The sequence below is a fragment of the Pseudomonas sp. AKS31 genome (assembly GCF_023634765.1).
Classification (GTDB): Bacteria; Pseudomonadota; Gammaproteobacteria; order Pseudomonadales; family Pseudomonadaceae; genus Aquipseudomonas.
Genome location: NZ_JAMLFX010000004.1, coordinates 79,498 through 93,759, shown reverse-complemented (window position 1 = coordinate 93,759; position 14,262 = coordinate 79,498). Strand labels below are relative to the sequence as shown.

Annotated in this window: 12 protein-coding genes and 6 tRNA genes; 6 read left to right on the top strand and 12 right to left on the bottom strand. The window is 58.5% G+C overall.

Features of this window, described 5'->3' with window-relative positions:
* Window positions 1-88: 88 nt before the first annotated feature.
* From M9827_RS14715 to M9827_RS14700, 4 genes are all read right to left on the bottom strand, one after another.
* Window positions 89-868: an ABC transporter permease gene (locus tag M9827_RS14715; protein ID WP_008087860.1), complete on the bottom strand. Its 780-nt coding sequence runs from the start codon at window positions 866-868 to the stop codon at window positions 89-91.
* A complete protein-coding gene (locus M9827_RS14710; RefSeq protein WP_250605963.1) occupies window positions 865-1,797 on the bottom strand; it encodes an ABC transporter ATP-binding protein in 933 nt (310 codons plus the stop codon). Before M9827_RS14710 ends, M9827_RS14715 begins: the two co-directional genes overlap by 4 nt.
* Before the next feature lie 133 nt (window positions 1,798-1,930).
* Complete coding sequence (locus tag M9827_RS14705) at window positions 1,931-2,554, bottom strand: glutathione S-transferase family protein (protein ID WP_250605962.1); 624 nt, start codon at window positions 2,552-2,554, stop codon at window positions 1,931-1,933.
* Window positions 2,555-2,597: 43 nt separating this feature from the next.
* Window positions 2,598-3,257: a transglutaminase-like domain-containing protein gene (locus M9827_RS14700; RefSeq protein WP_250605961.1), complete on the bottom strand. Its 660-nt coding sequence runs from the start codon at window positions 3,255-3,257 to the stop codon at window positions 2,598-2,600.
* A 248-nt stretch (window positions 3,258-3,505) separates the two neighbouring features.
* Between M9827_RS14700 and M9827_RS14695 the strand changes: the two genes are divergently transcribed.
* Both M9827_RS14695 and M9827_RS14690 read left to right on the top strand, forming a co-directional pair.
* The gene (locus tag M9827_RS14695; RefSeq protein WP_250605960.1) at window positions 3,506-5,953 is read left to right on the top strand and encodes an acyl-CoA dehydrogenase; all 2,448 of its coding nucleotides are present in this window, start codon (window positions 3,506-3,508) and stop codon (window positions 5,951-5,953) included.
* A 74-nt stretch (window positions 5,954-6,027) separates the two neighbouring features.
* A complete protein-coding gene (locus M9827_RS14690) occupies window positions 6,028-6,435 on the top strand; it encodes a PA2817 family protein (RefSeq protein WP_007967565.1) in 408 nt (135 codons plus the stop codon).
* Between the two features lie 108 nt (window positions 6,436-6,543).
* On the opposite strand, the gene M9827_RS14685 is transcribed toward M9827_RS14690, so the two are convergent.
* Complete coding sequence (locus M9827_RS14685) at window positions 6,544-7,542, bottom strand: LysR family transcriptional regulator (RefSeq protein ID WP_250605959.1); 999 nt, start codon at window positions 7,540-7,542, stop codon at window positions 6,544-6,546.
* A 90-nt stretch (window positions 7,543-7,632) separates the two neighbouring features.
* Between M9827_RS14685 and M9827_RS14680 the strand changes: the two genes are divergently transcribed.
* The 3 genes from M9827_RS14680 to M9827_RS14670 all read left to right on the top strand — a co-directional run bounded on the left by M9827_RS14680 (window position 7,633) and on the right by M9827_RS14670 (window position 9,758).
* On the top strand, window positions 7,633-8,259 hold the full coding sequence (locus tag M9827_RS14680) for an alanyl-tRNA editing protein (protein ID WP_250605958.1): 627 nt from the start codon (window positions 7,633-7,635) through the stop codon (window positions 8,257-8,259).
* 88 nt (window positions 8,260-8,347) lie between these two features.
* The gene (locus M9827_RS14675; protein ID WP_095048633.1) at window positions 8,348-9,118 is read left to right on the top strand and encodes a 2OG-Fe(II) oxygenase; all 771 of its coding nucleotides are present in this window, start codon (window positions 8,348-8,350) and stop codon (window positions 9,116-9,118) included.
* A 1-nt stretch (window position 9,119) separates the two neighbouring features.
* Window positions 9,120-9,758 (top strand): LysE family translocator, encoded by a 639-nt coding sequence (locus M9827_RS14670; RefSeq protein ID WP_250605957.1) that lies wholly within the window; start codon window positions 9,120-9,122, stop codon window positions 9,756-9,758.
* Window positions 9,759-9,884: 126 nt separating this feature from the next.
* Here the strand turns inward: M9827_RS14670 and M9827_RS14665 are convergent.
* From M9827_RS14665 to M9827_RS14640, 6 genes are all read right to left on the bottom strand, one after another.
* Window positions 9,885-9,960, bottom strand: a tRNA-Gly gene (locus tag M9827_RS14665).
* 3 nt (window positions 9,961-9,963) lie between these two features.
* A tRNA-Glu gene (locus tag M9827_RS14660) sits at window positions 9,964-10,039 on the bottom strand.
* Window positions 10,040-10,097: 58 nt separating this feature from the next.
* A tRNA-Gly gene (locus M9827_RS14655) sits at window positions 10,098-10,173 on the bottom strand.
* Window positions 10,174-10,176: 3 nt separating this feature from the next.
* A tRNA-Glu gene (locus M9827_RS14650) sits at window positions 10,177-10,252 on the bottom strand.
* Between the two features lie 104 nt (window positions 10,253-10,356).
* Window positions 10,357-10,432 (bottom strand) — tRNA-Gly (locus tag M9827_RS14645).
* 3 nt (window positions 10,433-10,435) lie between these two features.
* Window positions 10,436-10,511, bottom strand: a tRNA-Glu gene (locus M9827_RS14640).
* A gap of 383 nt (window positions 10,512-10,894) precedes the next feature.
* Between M9827_RS14640 and M9827_RS14635 the strand changes: the two genes are divergently transcribed.
* A complete protein-coding gene (locus M9827_RS14635) occupies window positions 10,895-11,653 on the top strand; it encodes a hypothetical protein (protein ID WP_176471267.1) in 759 nt (252 codons plus the stop codon).
* Window positions 11,654-12,283: 630 nt separating this feature from the next.
* Here the strand turns inward: M9827_RS14635 and M9827_RS14630 are convergent.
* The gene (locus tag M9827_RS14630; RefSeq protein WP_250605956.1) at window positions 12,284-14,251 is read right to left on the bottom strand and encodes a methyl-accepting chemotaxis protein; all 1,968 of its coding nucleotides are present in this window, start codon (window positions 14,249-14,251) and stop codon (window positions 12,284-12,286) included.
* Window positions 14,252-14,262: the final 11 nt, after the last annotated feature.

Below are 14,262 nucleotides of genomic sequence, written 5' to 3'. Positions count from 1 at the left end.
CAGGCTCGCTCCCACAGGAGATCTTCAGCACAACATAGATCCAATGTGGGAGCGAGCCTGCTCGCGAAGAAATCGACGCGGTTCCGGATCAGGTACGCATCCCGCGCCCACTCACCAGCAACCGCGCACAACCGAGATACAGCACAACGGTCGCCACCAGCATGAAGGTGATCGCAATGCCGATCTTGATATCCGACACGCCCAGAATGCCGTAGCGGAAGGCGTTGACCATGTGCAGCACCGGGTTGGCGAGCGACACGGTTTGCCAGAACGGTGGCAGCAGCGTAATCGAGTAGAACACCCCGCCCAGGTACGTCAGCGGCGTCAGCACAAACGTCGGGATGATCGAAATATCATCGAAGTTGCGCGCAAACACCGCGTTGATGAAGCCGAGCAGCGAGAAGATCGTCGCCGTCAGCACCACCACGAGGATGGTCACGCCGAGGTGATGCACCTGCAAATGGGTGAAGAACAGCGACAAAATCGTCACGATCACGCCAACCATCAGACCACGCAACACACCGCCGATGGTGAAGCCGATCAGAATCGTGTGCGGCGACACCGGCGACACCATCAACTCTTCGATGGAGCGCTGGAACTTGCTGCCGAAGAAACTCGAAACCACGTTGCCGTAGGAGTTGGTGATCACCGACATCATGATCAGCCCCGGCACGATGTACTCCATGTAAGTGAAGCCACCCATGTCGCCGATCTGCCGACCGATCAGGTTACCGAAGATCACAAAGTACAGAACCATGGTGATCGCCGGCGGCAGCAGCGTCTGCGGCCAGATCCGCGTGAAGCGTTTGACCTCACGGTAAACGATGGTCTGCAGGGCGACGAGGTTGGGACGGAATTCGGAACTCATACCGCCACCTTCGACAGATTTTTCTCCACCAGGGACACGAACAGCTCCTCGAGGCGATTGGTTTTGTTACGCAGGCTCAGCACTTCAATGTTCTGCTGCGCCAACTGGGTGAACAACGCCGTGATGCCCATGGATTTGTCGACCTGGACTTCCAGGGTGTGGCTGTCGATCAACCGGGCCGGGTAGCCGAGCAATTGCGGTGCGGCGTTCAAGTCGTTTTTCAGGTCCAGCAGGAAGGTTTCCACGTGCAACTGCCCCAGCAATTGTTTCATGCTGGTGTTCTCGACGATGGTGCCGTGGTCAATGATGCCGATGTTGCGGCACAACTGCTCAGCCTCTTCCAGGTAGTGCGTGGTGAGGATGATGGTGATGCCTTTCTGGTTCAGTTCAGTGAGGAACGTCCACATCGAACGGCGCAGCTCGATGTCGACGCCCGCAGTCGGTTCGTCGAGGATCAGCAAACGCGGTTCGTGCACCAGCGCACGGGCGATCATCAAGCGCCGCTTCATGCCGCCGGACAACGAACGCGACGGCACATCGCGCTTGTCCCACAGGCCGAGCTGGGTCAGGTACTGCTCGGCGCGTTCCTTGGCGATCTTCGCCGGAATGCCGTAGTAACCGGCCTGGGTCACGACGATGTCGAAAGTCTTTTCGAACTGGTTGAAGTTGAATTCCTGGGGCACCACGCCGATCGAGCGCTTGAGCGCTGCCGGGTTTTTGTCCAGGTCATGGCCGAAGATATTCACCGTGCCGCTGGTCTTGTTCACCAGGGTCGAGAGAATGCCGATGGTCGTGGATTTGCCGGCACCGTTAGGGCCGAGCAAGGCGAAAAAGTCACCTTCGGCGACGTCCAGATCGATACCACTCAAGGCCTGGAACCCGTTGCCGTAGGTTTTGGTTAGCTGCCGGATGGACAGAGCGGAACTCATATCGGATTTACGCACCAAGAAGGGAAGAAAGGGATACATAAGGGCGGGCGGCGAGGGAAACAACCGCAGCACCCGAGCGCAATGGTGCTTGCCGCCGCCGCACAAGTACAGTCAAGTGTGTCGATAGTAAGTATTAAGTCAACGCGGTCATGACCGCTTTCCGGTAAGCCGGACGCTGCTTCAAGCGCTCGTACCAGGCTTGCAGATGCGCTTGTGGCGAGCGTTCGATGGGCATCTCGAACCAGGCATAAATGAAACTGCCCAGCGGAATATCGCCCATGCCGATTTCTTGTCCGGAGAGATAAGGCTGACTGGCCAGGGCATGGTCGGCCATGCTCAACAGCTCATTGCATTCCTTGATCGCGGAATTGATCGCGGCCCAGTCCTGCTTGTCCGCCGGGGTGCGCAATACGCCCCAGAACACAGTGCGGAACGGACCGGCAAAACTTGAAGTGGTCCAGTCCATCCATTTGTCAGCGATGGCGCGCGCTTGCGGATCCGCCGGATACCAGTGGCTGCCGGGCGCATGTCTGGCCAGCAGATAGCGAACGATGGCGTTGGACTCCCACAGCACAAAACCGTCGTCTTCGATCACCGGTACCCGGCCGTTCGGGTTCATCGCCCGATACTCAGGTGTGTCGACCACGCCGAATGCGCCGCCGGCATCGATCGCCTCGTAGACCAGGCCAAGCTCTTCAGCCGCCCACAATGGCTTCCTCACATTCGATGAGTTTTTCCGTCCCCAGATCTTCAGCATGACCGCCTCCTTTCAAATGAGTGGGCAGGCAGCATACGCCGGATCAGGTACGGCTCAAATCACTCTGCATATCGCCCAACAATTGCGGCTGCTGATCAGTGAACAGGTGCGGATAGCACTTTTGCAGATGCTCGAAGAAGAACATTTCCGGCACATCGGCGAATTGACCGTGGTCGACCAGATACTCCATCAACTGCGCGCCGTCACGATTGAACGGATGGAACACGCTGTCATTGACCCCGTCGAACTCCAGCGGCGCGACGTTGAACAATTCGCAAAGCTTCTGATTGAACGCCGGCGTGGCCTTGACCCAGCGATCATTCAAAAAGAACTCGGTGTAGCCGTGCATGGCGAACATGTCGCTTTTCAATAATTCGAGCAGACGCGGGGTCGACAGATGATTTTTCACGTCGGCCAGGCCAATCCGCGCCGCGATCCCGCAATGCCGTGCACAACCGGCGAGCAGCGTGGCTTTCGGCACGCAATAACTCTCCCCCGTCGCCAACGCATAGCTGCCACGCAAGGTCTGTGGATCGCGGCTGAAGGTGTAGGGGTTGTAACGCACCGCTTCACGCACGGCGTAATAAAGACTGATCGCCTGCTTGAGCGGATCGCGGCTGGCACCCCGATGTTGTTCGGCGAACTCCACCACCGCCGGGTGGTCACTATCGATGAAGCGGCCGGGGCTCAGATACTCGTGCATGACGACAATCTCCTGGGTGAACCCCGAGTCTAGCGACAGCGTCAGCACAGAGATAACGACGTTTCGGCCAAACTTGGACGCAAAGACGCGGGATCAGCGAACGATTTCCCACACGTGTTGCCCACCGAACCTACGAAAACCATCCGGGGTTTCCCACGATTTCAATCACCTTGGTCTGACCACCCGGTTTTACAGATGCCGTCTAAGCTCTGGAGGGTCGATTTGCCTTGGTTCACGGAGGACTGATTATGCTGTTGTTGTGGATACTGGTTTTGATCGTTGGCGTGGCGTATCTCGCCCACCGGCGTACTGCCCCGCTGCCCGCGTTGGGCATCGTGGCTGTCTACCTGCTGGCGATGGGTATTTTCAGTCACGCGCCGGGCTGGTTATTGCTGGTGTTCTGGGTGCTGCTGGCGGCGGTCGCTGCACCGCTGCTGCTGCCTGATCTGCGCCGCAAGCATTTCACTGCGCCGCTGTTCAACTGGTTCCAGAAAACCCTGCCACCCATGTCTCAGACCGAACGCGACGCGATCGACGCTGGTACCGTCTGGTGGGATGGCGAGCTGTTCAGCGGCCGCCCGGACTGGGACAAACTGCTGGCCTATCCCAAGGTGCAATTGAGCGAAGAAGAACTGGCGTTCATCGACGGCCCGACCGAGGAGCTTTGCGCGATGGTCACTGACTGGCAGATCGGCCAGTCGATGGACCTGCCGCCCGAAGCCTGGGCGCACATCAAGGAACACGGTTTCTTCGCCCTGATCATCCCGAAAGAATTTGGCGGCAAGGGCTTCTCGGCTTACGCCCACTCGCAAGTGGCGATGAAACTCGCCACCCGTAGCGGTGACCTCGCCTCCACCGTGATGGTGCCGAACTCCCTCGGCCCGGCCGAACTGCTGCTGCATTACGGCACCGACGAACAACGCAATCACTACCTGCCGCGCCTGGCCCGTGGCGATGACATCCCGTGCTTTGCCCTTACCGGCCCGCTCGCCGGTTCCGATGCCGGTGCGATGCCCGACACCGGGATCATCTGCAAAGGCCAATGGGAAGGTCAGGAAGTCATCGGCCTGCGCCTGAACTGGGAAAAACGCTACATCACCCTCGGCCCGGTCGCGACTCTCCTCGGCCTGGCTTTCAAGGCCTACGACCCTGAGCACCTGCTGGGTGACAAGGAAGACCTTGGCATCAGCCTCGCTTTGATTCCGACCGATACCCCCGGCGTGGAAATCGGTCGTCGTCACCTGCCACTCGGCGCTGCATTCATGAACGGCCCGAACTCGGGCAAAGATGTATTTATCCCACTGGACTTTCTCATCGGCGGTCAGGAAATGCTCGGCAAGGGCTGGATGATGCTGATGAACTGCCTGTCGGTCGGCCGTTCGATCTCGCTGCCGGCAGTCGGCACTGGCGCGGCCAAGTTCACCAGCCTGGTGACCGGTCAGTACGCGCAGATTCGTGAACAGTTCAACGTACCGCTGTCGGCCTTCGAAGGTATTCAGGAAGCCATGGCGCGCATCGGCGGCAACGCGTGGATGATGGACGCGGCGCGGATGCTCACCGCCAACGCAGTGGATCTGGGCGAGAAACCATCGGTGCTCTCGGCGATTCTCAAGTATCACCTCACCGAACGCGGACGCGAATGCATCAGCCACGCGATGGATGTGCACGGTGGCAAGGCGATCATCATGGGCCCGAACAACTACCTCGGGCGCAGTTGGAACGGCGCGCCGATCTTCATCACCGTGGAAGGTGCGAACATCCTCTCGCGCAACCTGATGATCTTCGGTCAGGGTGCGATTCGTTGCCATCCATTCGTGCTGAAGGAAATGGCCCTCGCCGGGCGTGAGGACAAGGATCAGGCGCTGAAAGAGTTCGATGGTCTGTTGCTCAAACACATCGGTTTTGCCGTGAGCAATGCGGCCAGCACGCTGGTGTTGAACCTCGGTTTCGGCCACTTCGAACATGCGCCGGGCGACAAGATCAGCCAAGGCTACTTCCGCGCGCTCAACCGCCAGGCCGCGGCGTTTGCCATGCTTGCCGACTTCAGCATGATGCTGCTGGGCGGCGAACTGAAACGTCGCGAGCGTCTGTCGGCACGTCTGGGTGACGTGTTGAGCAACCTGTACCTGGCCTCCGCCGCGCTCAAGCGTTATCACGATCTGGACTCGCCGGCGCACATGGAGCCGCTGTTCCGTTGGGCGATGGAAGAAAGCCTCGGCCAATCGGAACGGGCGCTGGATGAATTGCTGCGCAACTTCCCGAACAAGGTATTCGGCTGCCTGCTGCGAGCCATCGTGTTCCCGTTCGGTCGTCGTCACAAAGGTCCATCGGACAAACTCGGTGCCGAAGTGGCAGGCATCATTGGTCGCGCCAAGGGTGATCCAGCCCTGGAAGAGTTGCTTGCCGGTTGCTATCGCCCGCAATCGGCGGACGATGCGGTCGGCGCATTGCAACACGCCAGCGATCTGCTGAATGCCGCGCAGCCGTTGCACAAAAAACTGCACACGTCGCTGAAAAGCGGTCAAGTCAAACCGGTCGCGGGCGAACACGCCATTGATGCGGCGCTGGAGGCCGGGGTGTTGCAACCGGGAGAAGCGCAGAGCCTGCGCGATGCCGAAGCCGCACGACGCCGGGTGATCGACGTCGACGACTTTGACAAAGAGGAACTGAAACTGGCAGAGGGCAAAGTCCGCTGATCCTGACAACCATGTCCAAGAGGGCGCGGGGGCTTTATACTCCCGCGCCCGTTTTGCTCTTGAGGACTTATCTCGTGTCCAACGTCGTTGCCGATCATCTTGTTTTGCTCGACCACCTGCGCAGTATCCTGGTCGCCGTAGGTGAGGCCGAACAGGTTCCCGAAGAAAGCCATGCCTTGTTCCTGGAGCGCTTCGACGAACTGCTGGCATCGCTGCCGATCGATCCGATCGAAAGCCAGTACCTGGGCCAGGACATCCTGACTCAAGTGATCACCCGTTATCCGCAAATCGCCCACCTGATCCCTCGGGATCTGCTGTGGTTCTTCGCCGGTGACTGTCTGCACTACCTGTCCGATGAAGAAATCGACCTGTATCAGGCACTGGAAGAACGTCGCTACGAAGCTGAACAGAACGATGAACCGTTCGACTGGAATCAGGAAAAACAGCTGCTGGCGATGTCCGCTCAGGACAGCAAGCACTGATTTAACAGTGGGTTGAAGATCAAAAGATCGCAGCCTTCGGCAGCTCCTACAGTGGACTCACGCAATCCCCTGTAGGAGCTGCCGAAGGCTGCGATCTTTTGCTTTGCGCTACAACAACCCTTCGCTTTCGGGCAATTCATACGCCATCGCGGCGTTGCTCTCCCCCGCTGATTTGCCCGGCTTGCTCAAGGTTGGCTCTTTTTCCAGACACTCCACCAGATAGTCGATAAACACCCGCAACTTGGGTGGCAGATAGCGTGTCGGCGAGTGCAGCAACCACAGTCCGCCATGATAGGAAGCGAGGAACGTCCAGTCCGGCAACACCTGCACCACCAACTTTTGCTCAAGCGCGTAACGGGCGGTGAAATACGGCAGGCTGCCGATGCCGATGTGCTGCAACACCGCGCCCAGCCGCACGCCGGTGTGATTGGCGGCATAACGACCGCGGACACCCACTGTTACCGCCTTACTGCCCTTCTTGAATTTCCAGCGCGCATCGCTCGGGGTTTCCCCCAGATAAATACAACTGTGATTGAGCAGATCATGCGGGTGAGTCGGTACACCGTGCTCGGCCAAGTACTGCGGCGTGGCACAGAGCAAGTGGTCGATGGTCAGCAACTGCCGGCCGACCAGCCCGGCCGGTGGTCGATCGGTGATGCGAATGGCCAGGTCGACATGGTCGTCGATCAGATCGACCTGACGGTCTTCCAGCAACAACTCGACATCAACCTTGGGGTAACGCCTTAGAAATTCGGGCATGTGCGGATGAATCACGAAGCGCCCTACCGCTTTCGGCACGCTGACGCGCACCAGTCCTTCCGCTTCATGGGTGAACTGACCGCTGATTTCCATCACCGACTTGGCCGCGCTGACCATCTCCTGACAGCGTTTGAACACCTCTTCGCCGCCGTCACTCAAGCGCAGCTTGCGGGTAGTGCGCTGCAGCAGTCGCGTGGCCAGGGCCTTCTCCAGCCGAGAAATACTGCGACTCACCGCCGATGGCGATGAACCCAGTTGCCGAGCCGCTTCAGAGAAGCTGCCGGTCTCCACGACCTTGACGAAAATCGCCATTTCACCGAGCAGCGGTAGCGGCAGATTGATGCTCACAGCGCACAAGTCCTTTGATGTTTGAACGGATTATCACGTTATTGCACGATTCATATAATAAAAAAAGAAACTTTAATAAGGGCATGGAATATGACGCTTCGCCTCTTTTTCCATAGTGATGACCTCAAGGCCAATGTGGAAGTCCTCGACTGCACGCCCCAAGAGAACGAATTCGCCGTGGTCTTGCGCGCCACACTGTTTCATCCGCAAGGCGGCGGACAGCCGTGTGATACCGGCTGGATCGGCGAAAGCCAGGTATTGCGTGTGGTGCAGGATCCGGAGCGGATCATTCATTTTGTTGACCGGCCGGTGGAGCTGGGCATGACCTGCATCCGCATCGACGAACAGCGCCGTCGCTTCAACACGCGCATGCATTCAGCCGGCCACCTGATCGGGCATTTCGTTCAGGCCATGGGTTGGATGCCGATCAAGGCACATCACTGGCCAGATGAAGGTCGCGTGCAATTCAAGCCCGGCGATACCGCGCAGGAAGTCGACGCCGAGGCTGTTCAACACGGCATCGAGCAGTGGATCGAGCACGACCTGCCCCGCCTTACCTCGCTCCGCGAAGGTGCGCGAGAAATCGGTTTTGGTGACCTGCCCGCCTATGGCTGCGGCGGCACCCATGTACGTAGCCTGAAGGAACTGGGCACAGTCACGATCTCCGCCCTTTCGCAGAAGAAAGGCACGCTATCCGTCCACTACAACGTGGATTGAGCATTTCGGACGCTGCCTCACGCAGCGTCCAACGCTGGGGAACCGCATTCGCAGGTTCCGTTGACTATCGATAGATGGACCTAAAAAAATGATGCTAGACGTCGAGCGTCTCGATGAGACGTGCATAAAAAAACTGGCCAACGAAGAAGTCCTCGCCATCCGCCTCAAAGGCTTTTTGCCTGAGCCGCTGGCCATTCAGATTGGCGACAAGATTCTCGCTCCGGGCTTCGAAGGTTACATCAACGCGCCGAGTATCGGCCGCATCGGCATGGCTTTTTATGAGGCGGAAAACCAGCCGCTGCTGATCGAAGACTACTTCGAACGCGCCACCAGCAATATTGCGGAACTGCGCAATCGCTGCGCGCCTTACTCCTCACCGATCGACACCTTGCGCTGCATGCTCGACGAATCCTGGCCGGCCGGCGCACATCTGGAAAATCTCTACGGTCGAAAAATGTATGTCGGTCTTTCGCGAGTGGTAAAGCCAGGCGTGTGCTTCCTCGCCCATCACGACATCTTCGCCAAGGACGCCCCGGACAGTTTCCAGGCCCGCAGCCTGGAAGCGCAGTTCGCCTGCAACGTCTATCTGAACATGCCGACCGAGGGCGGTGCATTGCAGATGTGGGACGACGACATCACCCCGGATCAATTCGACGAGATGCGCGGTGACAGTTACGGCATCGAACCGGCGCTGCTCGGCCCACCCGCGCTGGAAGTCCGACCGCAACCCGGCGATTTCATCATGTTCAATTCGCGACGCATGCACTCGGTGACCCCGGGCGTGGCCGATCCGCGCTTGAGCCTTTCCTTTTTTGTCGGCTATCGCGGCAATGCTTCACCCCTGACCTACTGGAGCTGAGATGTATTCGAATTATCTGGGCGAGTTTCTGGCGCTGGCTACCATTCACTTTCTGGCCGTGGTTGCTCCCGGCCCGGACTTTGCGGTCACTATTCGCCAAAGCGTACGGTTCGGCCGGTTGGTAGGAATCTGCACGGCCCTGGGTATCGGCGCGGGGATTTCCGTGCACGTGCTGTACACGCTGCTTGGTGTGGGCGCGCTGATGCACACCACGCCGTGGTTGCTGACCGTTGCCAAAGTGATTGGCGGTGCCTACATCCTCTATCTGGGTGTCAGCCTGCTGCGCAGCAAACCCAAATCGGCCGTTGAAGGTGAGAAAGCTGCGGACGAGCCTGTGGCCGAACAAACTCTGTTCAAAGCGTTCAGCACCGGTTTTCTGACCAATGCGACCAACCCCAAGGCCACGCTGTTTTTCCTGGCGATTTTCACCACGATCATCAGCGCCAGCACGCCCCTGCAGATCCAGGCCTTTTACGGGCTATGGATGTGCTTTGTGAATGCGCTGTGGTTTGTTGTGGTCGCGCTGTTTTTCTCGAGCAGTCGGGTTCGCTTGCTGTTCATGCGCATGGGCCATTGGTTTGAGCGCACCATGGGCGTTGTGCTGATTCTGTTTGCTGGCCGACTGATGCTGTCCTGGTAAGCAGACACAAAACACAAAAGGCCCGCCGAATCGCTTCGACGGGCCTTTTTCTTTATTACTGATGAAACAACCACAAATCACGCACATACAAAAACGCCGCTCTATTGAGCGGCGTTTTTGTGAAATTGGAGCGGGAAACGAGACTCGAACTCGCGACCCCGACCTTGGCAAGGTCGTGCTCTACCAACTGAGCTATTCCCGCAAATGGCGTCCCCTAGGGGACTCGAACCCCTGTTACCGCCGTGAAAGGGCGGTGTCCTAGGCCACTAGACGAAGGGGACACAGGCTACAACTTTCACTCAATAAAAACGCCGCTCACTGAGCGGCGTTTTTAGAATTTGGAGCGGGAAACGAGACTCGAACTCGCGACCCCGACCTTGGCAAGGTCGTGCTCTACCAACTGAGCTATTCCCGCAAATGGCGTCCCCTAGGGGACTCGAACCCCTGTTACCGCCGTGAAAGGGCGGTGTCCTAGGCCACTAGACGAAGGGGACACGCTACCCGGAACACATGGTGTGTGTTTCGGTGTCCAGATCCGAATCCGAAGAATTGGTTCTGGTTTCACTCAGCACCGCCCGAAAGCACTGCTGTTTAAAATTGGAGCGGGAAACGAGACTCGAACTCGCGACCCCGACCTTGGCAAGGTCGTGCTCTACCAACTGAGCTATTCCCGCAATTGGCGTCCCCTAGGGGACTCGAACCCCTGTTACCGCCGTGAAAGGGCGGTGTCCTAGGCCACTAGACGAAGGGGACACACTACAACATTCACTCCCTGCCGCGCTTCGCTGTGTGCTTTACGCTGCAAGTGGCGCGCATTCTATGGATGGATTGAGGGGTCGTCAACCCCTTGATATAAATTTATTTAAATCAATGACTTCGACCTGCTTTACGGCGGCAACCGGGCTTTTCCGTCGCCCGACGATTGACGCCTATATTCCGCCACTCGCCAAGACGCTATAGTCCACCCACAGTGATGGCAATCTGCACATGCAGCGCCAGCATTCATATAAGCAGCGTGCGGCCGATACAGATTGAACCTGCCGATCCAACTCGTCGAGCGGCGCTAGGCGGCTAAATGCCCAGCCACTACACTCGCATGCGAACCCTATAAAGAGGTCTTACCGGTGACACCACTCATGATCACCCTGCTAGTCGTAGCCGGGATCGCAATTCTGATCGCCATTGGCTACATGAACCATGTGGTGGAAAACAACAAACTGGAGAAGGCCCGCACCAAGGTCGAACTCAACGACCGCCTGCGTCGCTGTGGCGAACTGACCGAAACTTTCCCCGGCCAGTTCATGACCCCGGCACTCAAGCTGCTGCTGACCCGTCTGGAATTGAACGTCTGCCAGCGCCTGCTGAACCTGGAAAAAACCAGCGCCACTACCAAGGCACGCATCACCGAACTGAGCGCCCTGGTCGCCCAAGGCGAATCGATCCCGGTCAACAACCCACCGGCTCCGATCCTGACCGAAGCCAAGGCCAAAGACGTGCGCTTCCTGCTCGAAGCCCTCCACGGCCAGATCACCCGCGCCGCCCACGACGGCTTCCTGCCGCCGAACGAAGCCAAACACTGGATCCGCGAAGTCCGCCACATTCTGGTACTGCTGCACATCGAATTCTTCAACAACCTCGGCCAACAGTCCCTGCAACAAAACCAGCCCGGCCAGGCGCGCCTCGCCTTCGAACGCGGCGTGCAATACCTGCGCAAACAGCAGGACCCGCAGATGTACGCCGAACAACTGCAATACCTGGAAAAACTGCTGGCCCGCGCCAACGCCCAGGTCATGGACAAGATCGCACCGGTTGAAGGTGAAGAGAACCAACTGACCGCCGGCCTCAAAGATGTAGAGGCCGATGCGGACTGGAAGAAGAAAGTGATTTACGACTGATTGCAGAGATTGAAAGAGAAGCCACCGAGAGGTGGCTTTTTTGTGGCTCGCGGGAGGGAACTGGAAACCCGGTGGATGCAAGACCGGTATCGCGAAAAATGGGACTGAGTACATCCGAGAGAGGATTGGTCGGCTGTCAGGCCGCCTTCGCGAGCAAGCTCGCTCCCACAGAAAAGCAAAAACAAAAGCAAAAACCACAACCACAACCACAACCACAACCACAACCACCTCGCCCCGCTTCGCTTCTCACCACTCAACAGGATGAGCGTTAGCTCGGCTGCAGCTCTTGATCTTGATCTGAAAGCCCGTCGGCAGGCTGAGTGGAGGGGTTGATCCGGGGGTGGGAGCGCAGCGACCGTTCGACGAAGTCGAACACATCGAGAGGAGGTGCAGCGAAGTACGTAATTGGAAACTCGCAAACGCTGTTTACCTGAATCCAGAGCGCCCTGACGCAAGAGCGTAATAGACTCCTAAAACAGCCGTGAAGCGACAGGTACGTTGACACGCACCGCGTTTGCCAAAAGTGACCCGCCGTAAGGGCGGAACCGCCAGCGGCAGCACCCAAAGCAAAGGATATACACCCAAAACCCCAAGAGCATGGCCGGCCCAAAGGCCGCCAAGCCCAAAGCGTCAAAGCCGAAAATGCCCAACCATTCCGCGCAACTCACTCCCCAACTGCGCCAGCTCAACACTCGAAGCCGCATTCCCGCGCATCGCGATCGACGACTGATCCGCACTCGCACGAATACTCGTCACACTGCGATTGATCTCCTCCGCCACCGAACTCTGCTCCTCGGCCGCCGCCGCAATCTGCTGATTCATCTGCTGAATCAACGACACCGCCGCCGCAATACTCCCCAGCGCACTCTCGGTCTGCAAGGCATCACTGACCGCCAGCTTTACCAACTCGCCGCTGCTCTGAATCTGCTGCACCGACGAATTCGCCGCCGAACGCAACGCACTCACCAGCCGTTCAATTTCCTCGGTCGATTGCTGCGTGCGCCGCGCCAGCGCGCGCACCTCATCGGCCACCACCGCAAAGCCCCTGCCCTGCTCACCGGCCCGCGCCGCCTCGATCGCGGCGTTCAACGCCAATAGATTGGTCTGCTCGGCGACGCTCTTGATTACCCCCAACACCGTGCCGATATTCTGGATTTCCGCACTGAGACTTTCGATGCTGGAACTGGCCGACGTCGCCGAATCGGCCAATTGCTCGATCCGTGCCATGCTCTGACGCACCACCTGCTGTCCACTCTCGACCTTGTCATCCGCCGTTTGCGCGGCCAACGCCGCCTCCTCGGCGTTGCGTGCAACGTCATGCACAGTGGCGGTCATCTGGTTCATTGCCGTGGCGACCTGCTCGGTTTCTTCCTTCTGGCTGCTGACCTCAAGGTTGGTCTGCTCGGTGACCGCCGACAACGATTGCGCCGAGCTGGCCAGTTGTTCGATCCCGGCCTGCAACCCGCTGACAATCGTGCTCAGGCCCGCGCCCATCTGCTGCATCGCCAGCATCAACTGGCCGATCTCGTCACGACGGGTCACCTCCACAGTCGCACTCAAGTCGCCGGCGGCAATCTGCTGGGCGACCTGAATCACACTGCGCAGCGGCGCGACGATAAGTCGAGTGATCAGCCACGCAGCGAGCAATCCGACCAACAATGCCAGCGCCGATGAGCCAATGATCAGCAGCGAGTTTTTCTTCAGTTCTGCCTGCATCGCGCCGTCTTCAGCGACATACGCCTGATTCACCCGCTCGACCACTTCGTTGGCGCGCTGGTGCAATTGTTCGTAGACGGTTTTTTCCTGCGCAAGCAATCCGATGTACTCGGCCAGCTTGTCGTTGAAGCCGGCGATATGCCCGGAGACTTCGTTGAGCACGGTCAGGTAGCCCTCGTCCTTGACCGTGGTTTTCAGTTCTTCGGCCTGTGCCTGAGCCTGCGCGGCCTGTTCGATATTGCCCTTGCCGGCACTGTCGGCATCACCCTTGCGACTTTGATCCAGACGAATCCGTGCTTCATTCATCGCTTGCAGCATCAACCGCGACACCTGGCTGACCTGACTGGCCTGCTCGATGAACTGCGCGCCGTCCTTGCCCTCGGTGTCTTTCAAGGTATAGGCGCCGTCGTCGGCAAGCCCGGCCTGCAACACATCAAGGTTGTTGGCCACACTGGACACCGACCAACTGGCCATTTCCAGCGCGAGGTCCTTGGCCTGAGTCAGCGACACAAACTCATCGAATGCCTTGCGATAAGCACCGAGTGACTGCTGCACATCATTCATGACCGGTACATTGGCCACCGACTGCGCCTTGAGCTGATCAGCCAGAGCAACCAGTTCATCGACGCCCTTGCGCAGGGCATCGGCGGTCTTCGGACTGCCATGCAGGGCATATTCCTGTTCGAGCAGGCGCACCTTGAGCAAGCCGCTGTTGAGCGAGGACATCTGCTTCAGCCCGTCGAAACGCTGACTGATGGTTTGCAGCGACCAGACGCCAATGGCCGCCACCAAGGCGGTCAGGAGCAAAACCAGCAAAAAACCGATACCTAGTTTTTTCGCCATACCGAGGTTGGCAAAACGTCTTTGCATGGCCGAAATCATTGCGCGTAGTC